The sequence below is a fragment of the Phytohabitans maris genome (assembly GCF_031085175.1).
GTDB lineage: Bacteria > Actinomycetota > Actinomycetes > Mycobacteriales > Micromonosporaceae > Phytohabitans > Phytohabitans maris.
The window spans coordinates 38,751-58,643 of record NZ_JAVHUY010000005.1; the positions used below are offsets into that span (position 1 = coordinate 38,751).

Genomic DNA, 19,893 nt, shown 5'->3' on the forward strand with positions numbered 1-19,893 from the left:
TCCGCGAACGCCATTTCGATGAGGTGGAAATGGTCACCACCGTCGGCTTTCATCGGTCGGCCTGCGGTGGCGCGGCGGGCAGTTGCACGGTGACGTGGAGCCCGCCGTCGGTCCGGGGAGTGAGGGTGAGGGTTCCCTCGTGCGCCTGGGCGATGCTTTTGACGATCGCGAGGCCGAGGCCGACACCGGCGTGGTCGGTGCGGATGCGTCCGGTGCCGCGCTGAAACGGCTCCACGATCGTGGAGACCAGCTGCGGGGAGAGCTTTTCGCCGGTGTTCTCGACGGTGAGCACCACGGTCTTGGCGTGGACGCTGGTCGTGATCCACACCGTGCCCTTTTCGGCCAGGTTGTGGACGATCGCGTTGTGCACGAGGTTCGTGGTCATCTGCAGCAGGAGCGCGTGGGAGCCGATGGCGGGTGCGATGTCGCCGGAGGTCTCGATGGTGAGGCCGCGTTTCTCGGCGAGCGGGAGCAGCGTTTCGGTGGCCTCTTCGGCGACGAGGGAGAGGTCGACGGGTTCTCGGGTGAACGACCGTTGGTCGACCCGGCTGAGCAGCAGCAGTGCCTCGGTGAGGTCGATCGCTCGGGTGTTGACGTAGTGGAGGCGGTCGACGAGTTCGCCGGCGTCGCGTCGGGGGTCGTTGCGGGCCACGTCGAGGAGAGTCTGGGTGACCGCCAGCGGGGTACGCAGCTCGTGGGAGGCGTTGGCGGCAAACCTCTGCTGTTCGGCGGCGTGCGCTTCGAGCCGTGCGAGCATGGCGTCGAAAGCGTCGGCGAGTTCGCGAAACTCGTCTTCCTGGCCTTCCATGTGGATCCGGTGGGAGAGTGACCCGTTCGCGGCCAGGCGGGTGGCGTGCGTGATGCGGTTCAGCGGTGAGAGCATGTGGCCGGCCAGGATCCAGCCGCCCACGAGGCCAAACATCAGCAGGAACGCCAGCACCGCGGCCGCCGCCGGGGTGAAGGCGCGGATCAGGTCGGGTCTGAGGGTTTGGATTCCGCGCGGCGTCTGGACTATGTCGGGTACGTAGCGCAGCAGGAAAACCCACACCGCGGCGAGCAGCAGGGCGCCGGCGACCATGAGGAAGCCGGCGTAGCTGAGGGTGAGTTTGAGGCGGACGCTCAGCCCCGGTGCCCTATCCACGGCCTGCTCCCTTGCCGGTGTCGATGCGATATCCGACGCCGGGCACGGTGGCGATCAGCCAGGGTTCGCCGAGGCGTTTGCGGAGGGCCGAGACGGTGATGCGGACGGCGTTGGTGAAGGGGTCGGCGTTTTCGTCCCAGGCTCGTTCGAGGAGTTCTTCGGCGCTGATGACCCCGCCTTCGGCGGCGACGAGGACTTCGAGTACGGCGAACTGTTTGCGGGTGAGCGGGACGTACCGGCCGTCGCGGTAGACCTCGCGGCGGAACGGGTCCAGGCGGAGGCCGGCGATCTCCCGCACGGGTGGCCTGCTGTGGCCGCGCCGGCGGTCGAGTGCGCGGAGCCGGAGTACGAGTTCGCGGAGTTCGAAGGGTTTGGTGAGGTAGTCGTCGGCGCCGAGCTCGAATCCGGTGGCCTTGTCGTCGAGGCGGTCGGCGGCGGTGAGCATGAGGATGGGCATGCCGGTGCCGGAGGCGACGATGCGCTCGGCGACCTGGTCGCCGGAGGGGCCGGGGATGTCGCGGTCGAGCACGGCGATGTCGTACGTGTTGACGCTGAGCATCTCCAGGGCGGTGTGGCCGTTGCCGGCGATGTCGGCCGCGATCGCTTCCAGGCGCAGCCCGTCGCGGATGGCTTCTGCCATGTAGGGCTCGTCCTCGACGATCAACACACGCATACTGCCGATGCTACGAACCCGCACATATCGTCGGCATACCGAAAACCGCGGACCGGCCTTCCTCGTCGAGGGGCCAGACCGGGCAGGTGACCGCCCGACGGCGGCGCGCGAGCCGCGAGTCGGCGTCGAGCGGAACTCTAGGTGGGGCATCGCATCGACGGGCGACAATGGTTGGGTCGTCGGCTCCGATCGGAGGACCTAGCATGTTCAGATCCCGACTCCTGCGGCTATGGCTGCTCTCCATCGTCTGCGTGACCGCGCTGGCGCCAGCGACAGCCGCCCGGGCAGCCACGGCGGATCCCGTACCGGCTGCCGACGCGCCCACCCTCTTCTGCCCGGTGTCAGTGGTGATGCGCGGATCCGGCTATGTCGCCACCGTCGTGGTCGTGAACGCGGGCTCGGAGCCACTCGTCGACTGGTCGGTGCAGTTCACCGTGCCGGGCCCGGCATTCGTCAACGCGTACGCGGAAAACGCCACGTTGACGGTCGTGGGCACCAGCGGCACGCTTACTCCCGCCTACCCTCCGTACACCAACACCCTCGCACCTGGCGCATCGGCCATCATGCGCTTCTCCGGAGTCGCCTTCACCGTCAGCCACCGGCCAACCGGCTTCAATGTCGGCGGGACGCCCTGCCAGGTCAGTTACTACAACAACTGACCTGCTACTACAACTGACCGCGATGCATCGACAGGCGCTGCCCGCTCGCGCCCGAGAGAACCGGCTCGCCGACCCGGCAGACTAGCTGGCGCCGCTCGCCTGCCAGTTGAGGCGGGTGAGCAGCTGGCGGGCGGCGTCGGCGTGCTCGGCGTCGACCGTCACCGCGTACTGCGCGGCCTGAAGGGAGCTGGTCGAGGTGAAGTCGCGGCGGCCGCCGGTCATGGCGTGCGCGATCGCGCCGAAGACCGCTCCCCAGACCGCGCCGATCAGCACGCCGGCGAGGATCACGCCGATCCAGTTGGACTCGCTGAAGATGCCGAAGAGCAGGCCGATGAAGAGCCCGAACCAGGCGCCGGTGGCCGCGCCCGCCAGCCCGGCCCGGACCACGGTCATGCGGCCCAGCACGTTTTCCACCAGGCGCAGGTCGGTGCCGACGATCGCGGTGCGCTCGACCGGGAACTCGTTGTCGGACAGGTAGTCGACCGCCCGCTGGGCGGAGGCGTAGTCGGGGTAGCTGGCCACGGTCACGGTGGGCCGGGCGGGGGTCTCCGCCCCGCCGACCGGCGGCCCTGTCCAAGAACTGGTCATGAGAGCCTCCTCGGCGCTGTGCTGGTCGCACTCGCTCCGCTCGCTGGCCCCCGGGCTGGCACGGTCCGCTCCGAGGAGCGCGGCGACGAGGGCGGAGCTTGCCGGCCTCGGGCGGTTTCGCCCCCAGCGTGCCACCACGCGCGGTTCCGCGCCATCGGATCCGGCCAACGGACCCGGGTTACGCTGAGCCGTGCCCCCGCTCATGGCCATCGCCCACCGCGCCGGCAACGACACGCAGGGCCTCCGGGCCGCCCTCGACGCCGGGGTCGACCTCGTCGAGGCCGACATCCACCTCTTCAAAGGCGCGATCGAGGTGCGCCACCTGAAGACGCTCGGCCCGGGGTGGCTGTGGGACACCTGGGTACTCGTGCGACGGCGTGACGTCGTACTCCCGGAACTGCACGAAGTCCTCGCCGTCGCGGACGGTGACCATCGGTTGATGCTCGACCTGAAGGGTCCGGCCGCGGCGCTCGCGCCGCGGGTGGCGGCGCTGCTGCGCGAGGTCGCGCCGGACGCGCCGATCACCGTGTGCGGAAAGCACTGGAGGATGCTCGACTCGTTCGAGGACCCGGTGCGGCGGGTGTACTCCTCCAGCAACCGGTTCACGCTGCGGCGGCTCCGCGAGCGGGTGCGGCGGAAGCCGGCGTACGGCGTGTCGATCCGCCGCGAGCTGCTCACCCCGGCCGTGGTCGCCGAGCTGCGCGAGTCGGTCGAGGTGGTCATGGTGTGGCCGGTCGACACGCCACCGGCGCTCGCGCACGCCCGCCACCTCGGCGTATCGGCCGTGATCAGCAAGAACCTGGACCTACTCCGGGACGTGATGGCAGGCTGAGCGGATGGGTGCTTCCGGCGAGGAGCGGGACGGCGTCGCACTGACCAACCTCGACCAGCCGCTCTTCGAGGGGGCCGGCGCGACCAAGCGGGAGCTCGTCGACTACCTCGACGCGATGCGCGACCGGATCATCCCGGTGCTGCGCGACCGGCCGCTCTCGGTGATCCGGATCCTGCGCGGGCAGGACGCCTTCATGCAGAAAAACCTCCCCAAGTACACGCCTGACTGGGTCCAGACGGTCACCCGCTGGGCGGACGCCTCCAAGCGCGAGGTGCGGTACGCGCTCTGCAACGACCGCCGCACGCTGCTCTGGTTTGGCAACCAGCGGGCGATCGAGTACCACCCGGCGCTCACCCGGGCCGAGCGCTGGGACGCGGTCACCGACCTCATCCTCGACCTCGACCCGCCGGAGGGCGACGCGTTCGACCAGGTGGTCGCCGCGGCCCACCTGGTGCGGCAGGCGCTGGCCGAGGCCGGGCTCGCCGGCGTGGTGAAGACCAGCGGCTCCAAGGGCGTGCACATCTTCGTACCGGTCGACGAGTCGGTCGACATCGTGGACGTCGCCGCCGCCACCCGCGCCCTGGCCGCCCGCGCCGAGCGGATCGACCCGTCGGTCGCGACGACCGCGTTCATCAAGGAGGACCGGGCCGGCAAGGTCTTCCTCGACTCCACAAGGGCCGGTGGCGCGACGGTCGTGGCGGCGTACAGCCCGCGGCTGCGCCCCGGCCTGCCGGTGTCGTTTCCGGTGGCGTGGGACGACCTCGACCGGGTCAAGCCCGCCGACTTCACCATCCACACCGCGCCCGGGCTGCTCGGCGGCACCGACCCGTGGGCCGAGCGGACGCCCGCGCCGCAACGGCTCCCCGACGACCTCGTCGCCGAGGGGCACACGATCCCCATCGCCCGCGTACAGGCGATGCACGAGGGCAAGCGCCGGGCCCGCGCCCGCCGTGAGGGTGTTTGAGGGGTACGGAGTCGGGTAGCCGCCCGCTATGCGAGCGGTGACCTGGCAGCGGCGGCGCGAGGTGAGCGTCGACAACGTGCCCGACCCGAGGATCGAGGAGCCCACCGACGCGGTCATCCGGGTCACCTCGAGCGGGATCTGCGGCTCGGATCTGCACCTGTACGAGGTGCTGTCGCCGGTCATCGATCGCGGTGACATCCTCGGCCACGAACCGATCGGCGTCGTGGAGGAGGTCGGCCCGGAGGTACGCACGATCCGGCCCGGCGACCGGGTGGTGATCCCGTGCCAGATCGCGTGCGGCTACTGCTTCATGTGCTCGCGCGGCCTGCAGACCCAGTGCGAGACCACCCAGGTACGGGAGAGCGGGCTGGGCGCGGCGCTGTTCGGCTACACGAAGCTGTACGGCGGGGTCCCCGGTGGCCAGGCCCAGTACCTGCGCGTGCCGCAGGCCCAGTACGGCCCGATCAAGGTGCCCCCGGGCCCGCCCGACGACCGCTACGTGTACCTCTCCGACCTCCTGCCCGCCGCCTGGCAGGCCGTCGAGTACGCGGCCGTCCCCGAGGACGGCAGCGTCGTGGTGCTGGGGCTCGGCCCGATCGGCGACATGGCCGCCCGCATCGCCGCGCACCGGCACGCCGGCCGGGTCATCGGCGTCGACCTGGTACCCGAGCGGCTGGACCGGGCCCGGGCCCGCGGCGTCGACGTGATCGACCTGCGGGAGACCGGCGACCTGGCCGGCGAGATCCGCGACCGCACCGGCGGCCGTGGCCCGGACTCCGTCATCGACGCGGTCGGCATGCAGGCACACGGCTCGAACGCCGGCCGGTTCGCCCAGTACGTCGGTGCCATCCTCCCCGACACGCTCGGCGCCATGCTGGTCGAGAAGGCCGGCCTGGACCGCCTGGTCGCCCTCCACACGGCGATCGAGCTGGTCCGTCGCGGCGGCACGATCTCGCTGATCGGCGTATACGGCGGCATGACCGACCCGCTGCCGATGCGGATCCTCTTCGACAAGCAGATACAGCTGCGGATGGGGCAGGGCAACGTCAAACGCTGGGTCGACGACATCGTGCCCCTGCTCGCCCGCGACGACGACCCGCTGGGCACCGAGACCTTCGCGACCCACCACCTGCCGCTGGACGAGGCCCCGCGCGCCTACGAGATGTTTCAGAAGAAGACGGACGGCGCCGTCAAGGTCCTCCTCCGCCCATGACCCCCACCCTCCGCCGCCAGGATGGTCCGTGATCGAAGCTCCCTTCAAGTCGCTAGAACGACATGAAAGGAGCTTCGATCTGCACGAGCGTGATGACCAGGAACGCGGGCTGGCGCACGAACGCCCGCAGCCGCCGGTGGGTCATCCACATGGTGTCCGCGGCGAGCGCGCTCATGCCACACACCCGTCGACATCGGCGAAGCGGCGGCCGGCGGCGCCCCTCCCGGGTGGTGCTGGTCGCCTCGACGAACCCGTGCACAAGAGGGGCGCCCCCGGATCGCGGGGACGCCCCTCTTCGTGGGGTGCGGGGAGTCAGACCTTGCTGAACGCCTCGTCGAACCGCTCGCGCAGGTCGCGCATCTGGTCGTCGTCGAGGAGCTCCTTGAGCGCCTCCACCTGGTACGGCGCCGGGATGAGCGCGCGGACCCGGTCCTGGAAGCCAAGGCCGGGCTCGACGACCTCGATCTTCATCGGCTCGGTGAGCTGGACCGCCATCGGGCCGGAGAGCTTCTGGGCGAAGTCCCACGCCCGGCCCGGCTCGACGATCGCGCACAGGTGGTACGCGTACACGGTGCGCACCTCGGCGGCCGTCTTCGCCTCGGCCGGCTCGAAGCCGAGCGTCCGCACCGCGCAGAGGGTCGGGCCCTTGACCACGTTGGTGTCGCCGATGCTGTGGTGGCCGTGCCCGTGGTGGTCGGCCGGCGTGGACTGCTCCAGCACCGTCGCGATCCGGTCGGCGAGCTGGTTTCGCAGCGTGGGCGGGCGGGACGTGCCGGCCGATCCGGCGGACCGCAGCACCACCGCGAGCACCGCGGCCGCGACCACCACCACCGCGACGGCGATCCACCGGGCCCGGCCGCGGCGGCGCGGGGGAGGGGCGAGAGGGTCGGTGGCGGCGGTCGCGTCGGCGGTCATCTCGGCACCGTCCAATCTGGAGGAACCTAGTGGGCGGCCCCGCGCCACACCGCGCGGGGCCACCCCTTTCAGGAGAGGCAGATATCCATCAGTGACAGGTCAGGCGCAGGCCGTACCGTTCAGGGTGATCGCGGTCGGCGTGCCCAGGGTGCCGGTGCCCTGGAAGCCGGCGCTGACCGTGCCACCGCTCGGGATGTTGCCGTTCCAGCCGGCGTTGCCGACGGTGATCTGCGTGCCGGACTGGCTCCAGGTGCCGTTCCAGCCGTTGGTGAGCTGTACGCCCGACCCGACCGTGAACCGCAGCGTCCAGCTCGTCACCGCCGCGCCCCGGTTGGTGATCCGCACGTCCGCCGTGAAGCCACCGGTCCACTGGTTGGGCACGTAGACCACGCTGCAGGTACCGGGGGGTGCCGTGGTGGGCGGCGGGCCCGTGGTCGGCCCGGTCGTCGGCGGCGTGGTGGGCGGGGTCGTCGGGGGAGTCGTCGGTGGGGTCGTGGCCGGCCGGGTGGTCGGCGGCGTGGTGACCGGGCCGGCGGCGATCGCGAGGTCGTACGCCCGCTGCGGCACGAACTCGCCGGCGCCGGCGATGCAGCCGTCCGCCTCGCCCGGCAGCTTGATCCAGAGGAACGCGTCGACCGCGGAGTCACCGGTGCTGGTGGTGCTGGGGATGCCGATCGCCCGCCCGGGCGGGTCGCACCACTCCGAGCCGGCCGGGCCGTTGCCGTTGCGGCTGGTGTCCAGGACCATCTTGAGGTTGCTCGCGCCGATGGCCGCGATGACCGAGCGGCCGTACGGGATGAGCTCCGAGTTGGCCCGGTAGTTGGAGACGTTGAGCGAGATGCCGTCGGCGCTGTTGGCGATGTCCGCGGCGACCAGCCGTCGCCCCATCTCACTGGCCGAGAGCCAGGCCGAGTGCGCCGCGTCGAAGTAGACCCGGGCCTGCGCGGAGCCGGCCTTGAGGCGCTTGCCCGCGTACGCCATCGAGGCGGAGGTCTCGGCCTGCTGCGCCGCGCTCTGACAGTCGCTCATCAGGGCGAGCACGTCGGGCTCGAGGATGATGTACGCCGGGCGGTTTGCCAGGCCGGCCGCGACCTCGTCCACCCACGCGCGGTACGCCTGGTGGCTGGGGGCGCCGCCGGAGCTCGCGCCGCCGCAGTCGCGGTTGGGCACGTTGTAGACCACGAGGATCGGGATCTTGCCGGCCGCGGCGGCGGCGCCGACGAAGGCGTCCACCTGCCCGCGCACGGCCGAGGTGTTGGTCGTGGTGAACCAGCGGGCCTGCGGCACGCTGGCGATCCGGTCACGGATCACGGCGGTCTTCGAATCGTTGGGGTTGGCGGCGACCCAGCGGGCCGCGTTGGTATCCGGATCCACGTAGAAGACGGAATCGGCGGCCGACGCGGCTTGGGGCTGCAGCAGCCCGACACCGACCGCCGTCGCTGTGGCCAACGCTGCGGCGGCGGCCGCGCCGATGGCGGAGAGCGCGGATCTCCTGCGCATGCGGGACTCCTTCCCGGCATAGAGCTTCCTCGTTGGAAGCGCTCCCATAGACATCGATTACCGTACGGGTATGTTGCGCGGATGTGAAGACCCCGCGTCGAACCGGCTTCACCGCATTTCGAAAAAATCGACGAAGGTCGATAGGATCTGCTGGCCTGGCAGCGACTAGCGGCGCAGGAGTGCCTTCCCGGGCAGGCCGGCGGCGCGCAGGCGGCGGGCCACACCGTGGGTGGGGCGGTGGACGACCACCGTGACCGACCGGTCGCTGGCGACCTCGCAGCCGGCGACCACGGCGCCGACGCCGAGCGGGTCGAGCCAGCCCGCGTGGCGCAGGTCGACGACGAGGCGATCGGAGCGGACCCGGAGCAGGGCGTGCAGCAGCGCGCGGCGCAGCTGCGCCGTGGCGGCCTCGCTCACGTGGCCCCGCACCTGCACGACCATGCTGCCGTTGCTCGCCACGCGGGTGCGGACCAGGGCCCCGACCACGCCTGCCCTCCCAACGGGTGTGGTATTCGCCTACCGGTCACGGTAGTGGGGTGGGATTTCACGTGCACATCGGCGAACGGTCACCGTACGGCAACGATCACACCATCCGGAAACCAACCCCTAGGGATTAGGGGGTTGCGCCCGATATGAGCTGCCCACATATAGTCGCGGCGTGACTGCTGATCCCGCGGGTACCCACGAGGCGGTCGAGGCGCCCATCCCGCGCCAGCGCGACGCCGGCGTGATGGGGTACGTCGCTGAGCTGCAGCAGTTCGACGACAGCATGACCGCCTCCGCCGACGGGGAGGTGCCGGAGGCCGAGCCCGAGGAGCGCCCGCCGGCGCAGGGCCGCCCGCCGGCGCCCAACCGGCCGCCCGCGCTCGACCGTGCCCCACGGCCGCGCCGCGCTCCGGGCGGCCCGGGTGGCGGGGGCCCGGCGGAGCCGCCTGGCGGGTCGGGCGGCGGGCGGGGCCCCGGAGGCTTCGGGCCGCCGAGGTCCGGGGCGGCGTCACGCGTACCAAGAAAGCCAGGGCGACCCCCGTGGACCCGCACCGAGGTCGGTCTTGCGATCGCCTTCGTCCTGGTGGCCGCGGTGGCCATCGTCGGCGGCGCTTATGCCGTGCTGATGGCGAGCCGGCCGCCCACCGGTGACCTGGCGCTGCCGCTGCCGTCGGTGGACGCCGCGGGAGAGCAGACCCCGGCCGCGACCGGTGGGCCCCCAACCGGCCAGCCGGAGCGGAGCGCCGGACCTTCGCCGACGCCGTCCGCGCGCGGCGCCGCACCGTCCGGTGTCGGCGGTCCGGCGGGTGGCAGCGTGCCGCCCACGCTCGAGGCGACGGCGCCGGCGGCCGTGCCCGACCTGGTCGCGAGCTACGCCCGGGATGCCAACACCGGTCTGCTCGGGCTCACCGGCTACCGGGGCAAGGTCACCATCGCCAACCGCGGCAAGGGCGCGGCCGACGGCTGGACGGTGACGCTCAGCCTCCCCGCGGGGCAGCGGGTCGACAGCGTGCGCGGGGCGGACGCGCGGCAGGAGGGCGAGCTCGTGACGTTCACGCCGCTGGCCGGGGAGCGCGAGGTGGCGGCGGGTGGATCGGTCGTGTTCACGTTCGAGGTGCCGGGGCTGCTGGCCGGCGAGCCCACCGGGTGCGCCATCAACGGCCGTCCCTGCGAGTAGTTAGCTTCCTGTTCACCCGGCGCCCACGCGGTGGCCGCCCCGCTTCGCGACGATCACGCGCGTGATGATGCGGAGAATCGCGCTGGCGGCGCTGGCCGCGGGCCTGACCCTCACGGCGCTGCCCGGCGCGGCGGTGGCGCACCCGAAGCACAAGCCGGAGTTCGACCTTCAGGCCCACCGCGGTGGGCTCGGGCTGCGCGTGGAAAACACGCTCGCCTCGTTCGGCAACGCTCTCCAGCTCGGCGTGAGCACGCTGGAGCTGGACGTGCAGATCACCGAGGACGGGCAGGCGGTGGTCACCCACGACCGCCGCGTGACCGGCACCAAGTGCGTCGACACCGCGCCGGCCACCCCAGGCGACCCCGAGTTCCCGTACGTGGGCAAGTACGTCAACACGCTCACCCTCGCCCAGGTGCGCACCCTCGACTGCGGCAGCAGGACGCTCGCCGACAAGCCCGGCCAGCTCGCCGTGCCGGGTGCCCGGATGCCGCTGCTGAGCGAGGTGTTCGCGCTGGTCAAGCGGTACCACGCTGCCTCGGTGCAGTTGAATGTCGAGACCAAGGTGGAGGCCGGGGCGCCGAGCGAGACGGCGCCGCGCGAGCAGTTCGTGCAGGTAACCGCGCGGGAGGTCCGCAAGGCGGGGCTGCTCGACCAGGTGACCATCCAGAGCTTCGACTGGGGCGCGCTGATGCGCATGCGCCAGGTCGAGCGGCGCCTCCCGCTGGTGGCGCTCACCAACATCGACTTCCTGCAGACCGGCCAGCCGGGCGCCTCGCCGTGGCTGGGTGGCATCGACATCGACGACTTCGGTGGCGACCCGATCAAGGCGATCAAGAGCTTCGGGGCGACCACGTTCTCGCCGGTGCACGGCACCCCGCAGGGCGGCTCGGTGGTCGACCCCGGCTACCAGCCGTACGTGACCAAGCAGATGGTCCGCCACGCGCACCGCAACGGCATCAAGGTGGTGCCGTGGACCATCGACGACCTGCCGACGATGGGCAAGCTGATCGACGACGGGGTGGACGGCATCATCACCGACTACCCCGACCGGCTCCGCGGGCTGCTCGCGCAGCGCGGTTTCAAGCTCCCCCGCGGGTACGCCTCGCCGTTCGACGTCCAGGGTCACCGGGGTGCCCGGGCGGTACGGCCGGAGAACACGCTCGCCGCGTTCGAGTACTCGCTGGCCAACCGGGCGGTCTCCACACTGGAGCTGGACACCGGCGTCACGCAGGACGGGCAGCTCGTCGTGCTGCACGACCGTACGATCAACGGCTCGCACTGCGTCGACACCGCGCCGGCGTGGCCGGGTGACCCGGAGTACCCGTACGTAGGGAAGCGGGTGCACGACCTGACCCTGCGCCAGCTCAAGACGATCGACTGCGGGTCGAAGACGCTGCCCGAGTTTCCGGCGCAGGTGGCGGTGCCGGGCGCCCGGATCCCGACGCTGAGCGAGGTCTTCGCGCTCGTCAAGGCGTCCGGCCGCCGCGACGTCCGGCTCAACATCGAGACCAAGATCAGCCCGACCGTGGCGGATACGGCTCCCTATGATGTCTTCACCAAGCTCTTGGTATCCGCGGTGAAGAAGGCCGGCTTCGTCGACCGGGTGACGATCCAGTCGTTCGACTGGCGCACCATCATGCTCGCCCGCAAGCTCGACCGGCGGATCGAGACCGTCGCGCTGGTCTGGCAGTACGGCCCGGCCGAGTGCGCCACGATCGCCGACGAGTGCTCGCTCCAGGCGGTGTACGGGGACCCGTCCGCGAAGAGCCCGTGGACCGGTGGGCTGGACTGGTGGCGCTACCGCGACCTGGGCAAGCTGGTCCGCGCCGCGGGTGCCGCCACGGTCTCGTCCAACTGGCAGGTGCACGACCCGGCGCAGGTCGCGGCCTCCTCGCCGGACTGGTACCTGCGCACCGACCCGGCGTACTTCCACGGGCCGGCGGTGCCGGTGCTCCAGGAGCGGTACGACCTCAAGGTCGTGCCGTACACGGTCAACGACCCGGCGGTCATGCAGCGGGTGATCGACCTGGGCGTGGACGGGATCATCTCCGACGACCCCGACACGCTCGTGGCGGTGGCGATCCGCAACGGCCTCCGCTGAGTTCCGGTCACGTTCGGAAGCCCGCCCTTCGGGGTGGGCTTCCCTTTTGTCCGAAAGACGGGATAGGTGCCGGGATGTCGGTGCATGATCAGAGTTGACCATCAGTGACAAAACGGTCGCTCTGGGAACTGGAGGCACCAATGTCCGAACCCTTGGCGGTACGGCGGGTCGACATCGACGGCGCGCTCACCGATATGTGGAAGTCCGTGTTCGTCTTCCTCCCGAAGGCGGTCGCCTTCCTGGCGATCCTCTTCGTGGGCTGGATCGTGGCCCGGTTCATCCGGCGGATGGTGCAGAAGGCGCTCAAGCGGGTCGGCTTCGACCGCGCCATCGAGCGGGGTGGCATGGGCCGGGCGTTCGAGCGCAGCCGGTACGACGCGAGCACGATCACGTCCCGCATCGTGTACTACGCCCTGCTGCTGCTCGTCCTCCAGATCGGCTTCTCCGTCTGGGGCCCCAACCCGGTCAGCGACCTGATCACGAGCGTGGTGTCGTGGCTGCCCAAGGCCTTCGTCGCGATCGTCATCATGGTGGTCGCCATCGCGATCGCGAACGCCGTACGCGACCTGGTCGGCAGCGCGCTGGGCGGACTCTCGTACGGCCGGCTGCTGGCCACGCTCGCCTGGGCGTTCATCATCGTGCTCGGCGCGATCGCCGCCCTCAACCAGGTCGGCATCGCCACCACGGTCACCACCCCGGTGCTGATCGCCGCGCTGGCCACGATCGCCGGCATCCTGATCGTCGGCGTGGGCGGCGGCCTGATCCGCCCGATGCAGCAGCGCTGGGAGGGGCTGCTCGACCGCGCCGCGGCCGAGTCGCAGGCGATCCGCGAGCACGCGCAGGCGTACAGCAGCGGCCGCGACGACACGCAGCGGCAGATGGCCGACCGCGGCGAAGCCGCCCCGACGCCGTCACGTGTCGAGCCGCAGCGGTAGCCGGCCCCGGGGGGGGGGGGGGGCCCCGCGGGGGGGGGGGGGGGGGGGGGGGCCGGGGGGGTGACACCCCCGCGGGGGGATCGAAGCTCCCGTCACGTCGCTGGAACGACATGACGGGAGCTTCGATCACCGACGGCGGGGTCAGTACGACGGGCAGATGTACTTGCGGGTGGCGGCCAGGATGCGCTTGGACTTGGCCTCACCGAAGCCCTTCGGGTGGTTGGGCGAGGTGAAGCGGCGGGTGGTCGCCTCGACCAGCGTCTTCTCGTCGTCGGGCGTGCGCTTCACCGCGGCGCAGAGGTCGCGGCCGCGGTCGACCGCCTTCTCCTCCTCGTTGTGCACGATGTCGCGGTCGATCTTGATGAGCACGTCCACGTACTCCAAGGCGGTCGCCTGGTCCGGCTCCGGCGCGATGCCGGCGACCCCCTCGCGCCCGGGGCTCGGCGTGCTGGCCGGCTGGGAGGGCTCCGGGGCCGGGTCGGGGGAGTCGCCGCCGCAGGCGCCGGCGCCGAGCGCTAGCACCAGCGCGGCCATCCCCATCAACACCCGGCGGGCCATTCGGATCTCCTGTCTTCGCGCGCGGTCGGGCGCGACCGTATCCCCGGGCCGGCCCGCCGCGACGCTATCGGTTGGCACCGGGTGGCGACTGTCGCGAACCCGTCATCCGCGCGTCACCGGCCGCTTCGGCGGAGGGGACGCTCACCCGGAAGGGGCTCTCGCGGCGGCGTAACCACTGAACCGAACCCCGAAGGGCCGAGGGAAAAGGGCGGCCGGGCTCAGGCGCGCCGGGGCGCCGGCACCGCCGGGTGGGCGAGGTGGCAGACGGCGAGCAGCCGGGTCAGCACCCAGTCGACGCCGGCCGACCAGTCGATCGGGCCCTCGGGCAGGTGCCAGCCGTGCTCGGCGGCCGCGTCGCGGACGCCCTCCGCGTAGCCCGCCAGGTGCACCGGCGTGAGCGGCCGCAGGTCGCCCAGGAGGCTGTCGCGGATCGCCGCCGCGTGCTGGTCGATCGCGGCGAGCAGGCCGGGGTGGCGGGCGGCGGCCTCGAGACCGGACGCGCCGAACGCCGACATCATCCCGCTGATCTCGGAACGTGCCGAACGCGTCGCGGCGCGTGAGGTGAAGCCACTGAACAGCCCTGTCATGGACATCGACGCTAGTCGGGGCGCGGCGAGGCCAGCCTCCGCCGGTCGGTTGAATCTTGGGACCGCCCGCTGGGTTGAGACCGACGTCACCGACGCTCTGATTACTCTGCGGCAGGACGCCGTCGCATGGAGTCGTCGGCCATGATGACCGTCGCCACCATGAGGGCGACCACGATGCTGAACAACCAGGAGTCGTCCGGCAGCACCTTCGCGGCGATGGGCGCCTGGCACGCGACCAGGACGAAGCCCAGCCAGGCGAGCAGGCGCTGGCGGGCGGTCAGGAAGCCGGTGGCTTGGGGGGCACGGCGCATCCGGACAGTTTTGCTCGATGTGCCCCGATCGCCCGTCGGTCGTTCGGCTGATGTTGCCGTGTGCGTCCGGTTTGGACGCCCGGGCGTCGGCCGCGCGCAAGGTAACGCTGATAGACACATCGACCATGACGAACGCGCCGCTCGACCGCCGTACCCTGCTGCGCGCCGCCGGCCTCACCACCGGCGCCACGCTCGCCACCATCGCCGCCGCGGGTCCGGCCGGGTCGGCCGCCGTGGCCGCCTCGCCCGCGTTCCGGCACGGGGTGGCCTCCGGCGACCCCCTGCCCGGCGGCATCCTGCTCTGGACCCGGGTGACGCCGACCGAGGAGGCACAGCCCGGCTCGGGCGCCGGTCCCGAGGTCGAGGTGACCTGGCAGGTCGCGGCCGACCCGGACTTCGCGAGCGTCGTACGCGACGGCGTGGTCACCACGGGGCCGCTGCGCGACCACACGGTCAAGGTCGACGTCGACGGGCTCGCGCCGGGCACGACGTACTGGTACCGCTTCGGCCTTCGACAGGACTGGTCGCCGACCGGGCGGACCATGACCGCGCCGGCGCCGGACGCGGCCGTCGACCGGGTACGCGTGGGCGTGGTCTCCTGCGCCAACTGGGAGGCCGGCTACTTCGCGGCGTACCGGCACCTGGCCGCCCGCGGTGACCTCAACCTCGTCCTGCACCTGGGCGACTACCTGTACGAGTACGGGACCGGGGAGTTCGACGCGGGCGGGACCGTGGTGCGGGCCGTCCGGCCGGCGCACGAGGTGCTGACGCTCGCCGACTACCGGATCCGGCACGCGCACTACAAGACCGATCCGGACCTGCGGGCGCTGCACGCCGCCGTGCCCTGGGTGATCACCTGGGACGACCACGAGGTGGCCAACGACCAGTGGGCGGGCGGCGCGGAAAACCACACCCCGGCCACCGAGGGGTCGTTCGCGGCGCGGCTGGCGGCGGCGCGGCAGGCGTACGCGGAGTGGATGCCCGTGCGGCTCGGCGCCGGCGGCTCGATCTACCGCCGGGTGCGCTTCGGGCGCCTCGCCGAGCTGTCCATGTTGGACCTGCGCACCTACCGCTCGGTGCAGGCCTCCGGTACGGCCGTGGACGACCCGGCGCGCACGATCACCGGCGACGACCAGATGAGCTGGCTCAAGCAGGGCCTCGTGTCGAGCACCGCGCGGTGGAAGCTGGTCGGCAACCCGGTGATGATCTCGCGGCTGGACGTCGGGACGCTCCCGGCCTGGCTGCTCGGGCCGCTGGGCAAGCTGCTCGGCATCCCGGCGAACGGGTTCGCGGTCAACACCGACCAGTGGGACGGCTACAACGCCGACCGCGACGAGCTGGTCGACCACCTGCGCGCGGCCGGTACCAAGGACGTGGTCTTCCTCACCGGCGACATCCACACCTCCTGGGCGAACGAGCTGGTCACCCGCGCCACCGGGCCCGGCGCGCCGGCCGCCGCGGAGTTCGTGGTGCCCTCGGTGACCAGCGACAACGTCGACGACTTCCTGGGCACCAGCCCGGGCGGCCCGCTCAGCGTCCTCGCCGCCGGCATCGTGCGCGCGGCCAACCCGCACGTGCGCTGGACCGAGCTCGACGGCCACGGGTACGGGGTGCTGGACGTGACCACCCAGCGCTGCCGGATGGACTGGTACCACCTGGCCGACCGCACCCGCGCCGACACGGCCGCCCGCTGGGTGGCCGCCTGGTCGGTGGGGACCGGTTCATCCAAGATCCGCCGGGAGTCACCACCGGCATAAAATCGGTACCCGTGACTCGTACCCGCGGGGGAATGCTCCTTCTCGCCTATTTCGCGTTCATCAGCCTCGGGCTCCCCGACGGCCTGCTCGGTGTGGGCTGGCCGTCGATCAGCGAGGAGTTCGACGTGCCCAGGGAGACGGTGGGGGTACTGCTCACCGTCGGCACGGTCGGCTACCTGACGTCGAGCGTGGCGGCCGGGTTCACGATCGCGCGGCTGGGCGTCGGGCGGCTGCTCGCCGGCAGCACCGCGCTCTGCGCGATCAGCCTCGCGGCGTACGCGGCCTCGCCGGTCCTCGCGGTGATGATCGCGTTCGCGCTGGTCCTCGGGCTCGGCGGCGGCGCGATCGACTCGGGCCTCAACGCCTACGCGGCGGCGGCTTTCGGCCCCCGCCACATGAACTGGCTGCACGCGTTCTTCGGCCTCGGCGTCGCCATCGGCCCGCTGATCATGACCACGGCACTCTCCGCGGGCCTGTCCTGGCGCTGGGGGTACGGGGTGGTCGCCACCGCCCAGCTGCTGCTCGCGACCGCGTTCGTGGTGACCGTGAACCGGTGGGCCGTGCACCGGCCGGCGCAGGCCGACGTGCCCGCGCCGCCCCCGGTGCCGATCCGCGCGACGCTGGTGATCCCGGCGGTGTGGCTGGGCGCGCTCGCCTTCGCGGTCTACGTCGCGGTCGAGGTGGCCGCCGGCCTGTGGGCGTACACGCTGCTGACCGAGGGGCGCGGGATCAGCGAGGCGGTCGCCGGCGTCTGCGTCTCCGGGTACTGGGCCTGCCTCTTCCTCGGCCGGGTCGTGCAGGGCGTGGTCGCCGAGCGGGTGGGCAGCGGCCAGGTGCTCTGGGCCAGCCTCGCCGGCATGGCCGCAGGCGCGGTGCTCGTCGCGCTCCCCGCGCCGGGCTGGGTGGCGGCGCTGGGCCTGGGCGTCATCGGGTTCTCGGCCGCGCCGGTCTTCCCGTTGATGACGCTGATGACCGCCGACCGGGTGGGCGAGGCGCACGCGGACCGGACGATCGGGGTGCAGTTGGGCGGCTCGGCCCTCGGCGGCGCGCTCCTGCCCGGCCTGGTCGGCATCCTGCTCAGCCGGGTCGACGTGGAGGCGCTCGGCCCGTCGCTGGTCGCGATGAGCCTGCTGCTGATGCTCCTCTACGCGGCGTCGTCCCGCCGCCGGGTCGGCGACGGGACGATCGAGACCGCGGCTGCCGTTCAGACCTGACCGCGCCAGGCGCCGGTCTCCTGACCGCGGCCCTCGATGAACTCCTTGAACCGCTTGAGGTCGCTCTTGACCCGGTGGGTCACCGCGCCGAGCTTGTCGCCGGCCTGCTCCATCGCGCCCTCCGGCGCGAACTCCATCTGCGCCGTCACCCGGCTGTGCGTGTCGTCGAGCCGGTGGAACGTCACCACGCCGGCCTGCCGGGTCCCCTCGGTCGAGGTCCAGGCGACCCGCTCGTCGGGGATCTGCTCGGTGATCCGGGCGTCGAACTCGCGCTTGACGCCGCCGATCTCGGTCTTCCAGTGGGTCATGGTGTCCGACATCTGCCGGACCTCCTGGACACCTTGCATGAAGCGGGGAAACTCCTCGAACTGGGTCCATTGGTTGTAGGCGGTCCGCACGGGTACCGCCACGTCCACCGATTCGGTCACACCACCCATCGGGTGCCTCCTTACCAGCGTGTCGTCTCGTTCGCGTGCCCGAGCACGGCCCACACCTCGGACACGGTCTCGAACGTGCGGTCCGCCGGCAGGCGGCGCAGCTCGTCGAGTACCTCGTCCGGTGCCTGGTTCTTCTCGGCCGTACGCCGCAGGGCCTCGCGGTCGGCGGGCAGCGCGGACAGGTCGAGGTACCGGCCCAGTTCGCTGCGCTGCTCCACCTCCTCGTCGGTCATGCCCTGCGGGGCCCCGGCGCGGCGGTCTCCCGCCGGCACTCCGGTGGCCTCGGGCTGGTCCTCGCCGGCCGGTTCGGGCTCGCGCCACTCCTCGACCCGCGATCCGGCCACGCCCTGGACGGTGCCCCGCACCTCGCGGGCCATCTCGTCGTCCAGGCGCGGGCCGTGCTTGCTGTTACCCCGATCCATGCGTTTGGTCCTACCCGGGCGTCTCCGGGGCAAACCCCCGCTCGGGCATGGTCACCCGGCGGGCCTCCGCGTTGATCTCCACACCGAGCAGGACCGCGCAGTTCGACAGGTACAGCCAGACCAGGAACGCGATCACGCCGCCGAGGGTGCCGTACGTGGCGCCGTACGAGCCGAAGTTGGCCACGTAGAGCCCGAAGCCGAACGACGCGATCGCCCACACCACCAGCGTCACCGCACCGCCGATCGTGATCCACCGGAAGCGGGGCCGCTCGGCGTCGGGCGCGATCCAGAACATCAGCCCCAGCAGCACCATCATCACCAGAACCAACACCGGCCACTTCAGGATCGACCAGGTCAGGCGGGCGGTGTCGCCGGCGCCCAGCGCGTCGCCGATCGCGTCGGTGACCGGGCCGCTGACGATCAGCATTACCGCGACCAGCGCCAGCAGCACCAGCGCGGCCGCGGTGATGAGCAGCTGGAGCGGGCGGAGCTTGTAGAACTTGCGGCTCTCCTCGACCTCGTAGATCGCGTTGGACGCGCGGGTGAACGCCCCGATGTAGCCGGAGGCGGACCAGAGCGCGCCGACGAGGCCGAAGCTGAGCAGGACGCTCGCCGAGCCCTGGCTGGTCACGTCGCGGATCTGCTGCACCACGCTCTGGTTGTTGACGACCGAGCCGGCGCCCAGGTCGGAGGCGATGTCGACGATCGCGTCGACGGTCCGCTCCCCGTCGGAGACGAGGCCGACGAGCGCCACGATCACGATCATCGCCGGAAAGAGGGAGAGGACGCCGTAGTACGTGAGCGCGGCCGCCCAGTCGGTGCAGTTGTCGTCCATGAACTCCCGTACCGCGCGGACCAGCACGCCCCGCCAGGTCGCGAACGAAGCCCGCCGCACCGTGCCCGCCCGTGCCGCAGTGACTGCCATGCCCGCCTCTACCCGGCCTGTGACGTGCGCAAACGTTTGCTTTTCGGGGAGGCGGGTAGGGCCCTATGCAGGACTTCACGAACAGGAGGCAGTCATGCCCGGACGCGAGGACATGCCCAGCACGATCCGGCGTTCTCCCCAGAAGGCGCAGGACACCTGGGCCGAGACACACGACTCGGCGGTCGAGACGTACGGCGAGGGTGAGCGGTCGCACCGCACCGCGTTCGCCGCGCTGAAGCACTCGTTCGAGAAGGTCGGCGACCACTGGGAGCCGAAGGGGCGCAAGGGCCCGAGCGACGAGCAGGCCGAGCGCTCCTACCGCGACCAGCCGAGGAAGACGGCCGGCGGCGTCGACGCGAACGCCCCCAAGGAGCACCTCATGGGCGTCGCCCGCGAACTCGACATCCGCGGCCGGTCCACGATGAACAAGGCCGAGCTGGTCAAGGCGATCGAGAAGGCGAACAACCGGCAAACGGCGAAGGCCCGGCGGCGGTAGCT

22 protein-coding genes and 1 pseudogene are annotated in these 19,893 nt (G+C 71.8%); 10 read left to right on the top strand and 13 right to left on the bottom strand.

Annotated elements, in window-relative coordinates; all coding sequences use genetic code 11:
• Window positions 1-49 precede the first annotated feature (49 nt).
• Both RB614_RS06510 and RB614_RS06515 read right to left on the bottom strand, forming a co-directional pair.
• On the bottom strand, window positions 50-1,141 hold the full coding sequence (locus RB614_RS06510; RefSeq protein ID WP_308711451.1) for a sensor histidine kinase: 1,092 nt from the start codon (window positions 1,139-1,141) through the stop codon (window positions 50-52).
• Entirely contained in the window at window positions 1,134-1,814 is a 681-nt protein-coding gene (locus RB614_RS06515; protein ID WP_308711452.1) for a response regulator transcription factor, read from the bottom strand. Before RB614_RS06515 ends, RB614_RS06510 begins: the two co-directional genes overlap by 8 nt.
• Before the next feature lie 203 nt (window positions 1,815-2,017).
• Between RB614_RS06515 and RB614_RS06520 the strand changes: the two genes are divergently transcribed.
• Complete coding sequence (locus RB614_RS06520; RefSeq protein WP_308711453.1) at window positions 2,018-2,473, top strand: cellulose binding domain-containing protein; 456 nt, start codon at window positions 2,018-2,020, stop codon at window positions 2,471-2,473.
• 81 nt (window positions 2,474-2,554) lie between these two features.
• Here the strand turns inward: RB614_RS06520 and RB614_RS06525 are convergent, their stop codons facing one another.
• On the bottom strand, window positions 2,555-3,061 hold the full coding sequence (locus RB614_RS06525; protein WP_308711454.1) for a YflT domain-containing protein: 507 nt from the start codon (window positions 3,059-3,061) through the stop codon (window positions 2,555-2,557).
• 190 nt (window positions 3,062-3,251) lie between these two features.
• Here RB614_RS06525 and RB614_RS06530 point away from each other — a divergent pair, with 190 nt between their 5' ends.
• From RB614_RS06530 to RB614_RS06540, 3 genes are read left to right on the top strand one after another with little or no spacing between them, the layout of a single operon-like run.
• Window positions 3,252-3,893: a glycerophosphodiester phosphodiesterase gene (locus tag RB614_RS06530; protein WP_308711455.1), complete on the top strand. Its 642-nt coding sequence runs from the start codon at window positions 3,252-3,254 to the stop codon at window positions 3,891-3,893.
• Between the two features lie 4 nt (window positions 3,894-3,897).
• The gene (gene ligD, locus RB614_RS06535; protein ID WP_308711456.1) at window positions 3,898-4,857 is read left to right on the top strand and encodes a non-homologous end-joining DNA ligase; all 960 of its coding nucleotides are present in this window, start codon (window positions 3,898-3,900) and stop codon (window positions 4,855-4,857) included.
• Between the two features lie 28 nt (window positions 4,858-4,885).
• A complete protein-coding gene (locus tag RB614_RS06540; protein ID WP_308711457.1) occupies window positions 4,886-6,070 on the top strand; it encodes an alcohol dehydrogenase catalytic domain-containing protein in 1,185 nt (394 codons plus the stop codon).
• A 52-nt stretch (window positions 6,071-6,122) separates the two neighbouring features.
• Here RB614_RS06540 and RB614_RS06545 read toward each other — a convergent pair whose 3' ends face one another.
• From RB614_RS06545 to RB614_RS06560, 4 genes are all read right to left on the bottom strand, one after another.
• Window positions 6,123-6,245 carry a hypothetical protein gene (locus RB614_RS06545; RefSeq protein WP_308711458.1) on the bottom strand — a complete coding sequence of 41 codons (123 nt, stop codon included), beginning with the start codon at window positions 6,243-6,245 and terminating at the stop codon, window positions 6,123-6,125.
• A gap of 137 nt (window positions 6,246-6,382) precedes the next feature.
• Window positions 6,383-6,985: a hypothetical protein gene (locus RB614_RS06550; protein ID WP_308711459.1), complete on the bottom strand. Its 603-nt coding sequence runs from the start codon at window positions 6,983-6,985 to the stop codon at window positions 6,383-6,385.
• A 99-nt stretch (window positions 6,986-7,084) separates the two neighbouring features.
• Complete coding sequence (locus RB614_RS06555; RefSeq protein ID WP_308711460.1) at window positions 7,085-8,485, bottom strand: glycoside hydrolase family 6 protein; 1,401 nt, start codon at window positions 8,483-8,485, stop codon at window positions 7,085-7,087.
• Window positions 8,486-8,650: 165 nt separating this feature from the next.
• Entirely contained in the window at window positions 8,651-8,971 is a 321-nt protein-coding gene (locus tag RB614_RS06560; protein WP_308711461.1) for an STAS domain-containing protein, read from the bottom strand.
• Between the two features lie 172 nt (window positions 8,972-9,143).
• Here RB614_RS06560 and RB614_RS06565 point away from each other — a divergent pair, with 172 nt between their 5' ends.
• From RB614_RS06565 to RB614_RS06575, 3 genes and pseudogenes are all read left to right on the top strand, one after another.
• A complete protein-coding gene (locus tag RB614_RS06565; RefSeq protein WP_308711462.1) occupies window positions 9,144-10,148 on the top strand; it encodes a cellulose binding domain-containing protein in 1,005 nt (334 codons plus the stop codon).
• 64 nt (window positions 10,149-10,212) lie between these two features.
• Window positions 10,213-12,249: a glycerophosphodiester phosphodiesterase family protein gene (locus RB614_RS06570; protein WP_308711640.1), complete on the top strand. Its 2,037-nt coding sequence runs from the start codon at window positions 10,213-10,215 to the stop codon at window positions 12,247-12,249.
• 140 nt (window positions 12,250-12,389) lie between these two features.
• Window positions 12,390-13,248, top strand: a pseudogene (locus RB614_RS06575) (mechanosensitive ion channel family protein).
• Window positions 13,249-13,325: 77 nt separating this feature from the next.
• Here the strand turns inward: RB614_RS06575 and RB614_RS06580 are convergent.
• From RB614_RS06580 to RB614_RS06590, 3 genes are all read right to left on the bottom strand, one after another.
• Window positions 13,326-13,742, bottom strand: coding sequence for a hypothetical protein (locus tag RB614_RS06580; protein ID WP_308711464.1), 417 nt, complete (start codon window positions 13,740-13,742; stop codon window positions 13,326-13,328).
• A gap of 218 nt (window positions 13,743-13,960) precedes the next feature.
• Complete coding sequence (locus tag RB614_RS06585; protein WP_308711465.1) at window positions 13,961-14,329, bottom strand: DUF6401 family natural product biosynthesis protein; 369 nt, start codon at window positions 14,327-14,329, stop codon at window positions 13,961-13,963.
• 101 nt (window positions 14,330-14,430) lie between these two features.
• On the bottom strand, window positions 14,431-14,640 hold the full coding sequence (locus RB614_RS06590; RefSeq protein WP_308711466.1) for a hypothetical protein: 210 nt from the start codon (window positions 14,638-14,640) through the stop codon (window positions 14,431-14,433).
• A gap of 125 nt (window positions 14,641-14,765) precedes the next feature.
• Here RB614_RS06590 and RB614_RS06595 point away from each other — a divergent pair, with 125 nt between their 5' ends.
• Together RB614_RS06595 and RB614_RS06600 are read left to right on the top strand one after the other, a co-directional pair.
• The gene (locus tag RB614_RS06595; RefSeq protein WP_308711467.1) at window positions 14,766-16,397 is read left to right on the top strand and encodes an alkaline phosphatase D family protein; all 1,632 of its coding nucleotides are present in this window, start codon (window positions 14,766-14,768) and stop codon (window positions 16,395-16,397) included.
• An 11-nt stretch (window positions 16,398-16,408) separates the two neighbouring features.
• Window positions 16,409-17,611 (top strand): MFS transporter, encoded by a 1,203-nt coding sequence (locus tag RB614_RS06600; protein WP_308711468.1) that lies wholly within the window; start codon window positions 16,409-16,411, stop codon window positions 17,609-17,611.
• Here the strand turns inward: RB614_RS06600 and RB614_RS06605 are convergent.
• Genes RB614_RS06605 through RB614_RS06615 form a run of 3 tightly spaced genes read right to left on the bottom strand, consistent with a single transcriptional unit; the run spans window position 17,602 to window position 19,395 of the window.
• Window positions 17,602-18,048 carry an SRPBCC family protein gene (locus RB614_RS06605; RefSeq protein WP_308711469.1) on the bottom strand — a complete coding sequence of 149 codons (447 nt, stop codon included), beginning with the start codon at window positions 18,046-18,048 and terminating at the stop codon, window positions 17,602-17,604. The two genes, RB614_RS06600 and RB614_RS06605, sit on opposite strands and share 10 nt — an antisense overlap.
• An 11-nt stretch (window positions 18,049-18,059) precedes the next feature.
• Window positions 18,060-18,470 carry a DUF2795 domain-containing protein gene (locus RB614_RS06610; protein ID WP_308711470.1) on the bottom strand — a complete coding sequence of 137 codons (411 nt, stop codon included), beginning with the start codon at window positions 18,468-18,470 and terminating at the stop codon, window positions 18,060-18,062.
• A gap of 10 nt (window positions 18,471-18,480) precedes the next feature.
• Window positions 18,481-19,395, bottom strand: coding sequence for a YihY/virulence factor BrkB family protein (locus RB614_RS06615; RefSeq protein ID WP_308711471.1), 915 nt, complete (start codon window positions 19,393-19,395; stop codon window positions 18,481-18,483).
• A 94-nt stretch (window positions 19,396-19,489) separates the two neighbouring features.
• On the opposite strand from RB614_RS06615, the gene RB614_RS06620 reads away from it, so the two are divergent.
• Window positions 19,490-19,891: a ChaB family protein gene (locus tag RB614_RS06620; RefSeq protein WP_308711472.1), complete on the top strand. Its 402-nt coding sequence runs from the start codon at window positions 19,490-19,492 to the stop codon at window positions 19,889-19,891.
• The last annotated feature ends 2 nt before the right edge of the window (window positions 19,892-19,893 follow it).